Source organism: Kamptonema formosum PCC 10802 (assembly GCF_000332335.1).
Lineage (GTDB): Bacteria > Cyanobacteriota > Cyanobacteriia > Cyanobacteriales > Oscillatoriaceae > Oscillatoria.
In genome coordinates, this window is sequence record NZ_KB235948.1 from 1408041 (window position 1) to 1408803 (window position 763).

Genomic DNA, 763 nt, shown 5'->3' on the forward strand with positions numbered 1-763 from the left:
AAATCTACCATCTGTCTCATCGAACAACAGCAGCACCCCACTAGAGGGCTGAGATTTCCTCCCATAGTAACGAGGGAGCACCGCGACTCAACGGTTTCCGTGAGTGCGACTCCAAGTTGAACGATAAAGTAGAGGAAATTACTCAGCGAATCAGGCTCGGGTGCTGCTGCTGTTTTGGGGGGAAAAGCAAGGGAGCCGGTTTAAATGTAAAGTTTCGTGAAAAGTGCTTGACGGGAAGTTTCCACCGGCTATACTAAGAACAGAAGCGAGAAAGCTTCTCTGACAGAACCAACAGCGAAGTCCACTAAGAAGTCACGCACGAGGTAAAACGAGCTGTTAAATCTAACGTCTGTCTCATCGAACAACAGCAGCACCCCACTAGAGGGCTGATATTTCCCCAAATAGTCACAAGGGAGCACCGCGACTCAACGGTTTCCGTGAGGGCGACTCCAAGTTGAACGATAAAGTAGAGGAAATTACTCAGCGAATCAGGCTCGGGTGCTGCTGCTGTTTTGGGGGGAAAAGCAAGGGAGCCGGTGTAAATGTAAAGTTTCGTGACAAGTGCTTGACGGGGAGTTCCCACCGGCTATACTGAGAACAGAAGCGAGAAAGCTTCATCTGACAGATATCACAGCGAAGTCCACTAAGAAATAAAAACGAGGTAAAACGAGCTGTTAAATATAACATCTGTCTCATCGAACAACAGCAGCACCCCACTAGAGGGCTGATATTTCCCCAAATAGTCACAAGGGAGCACCGCGAC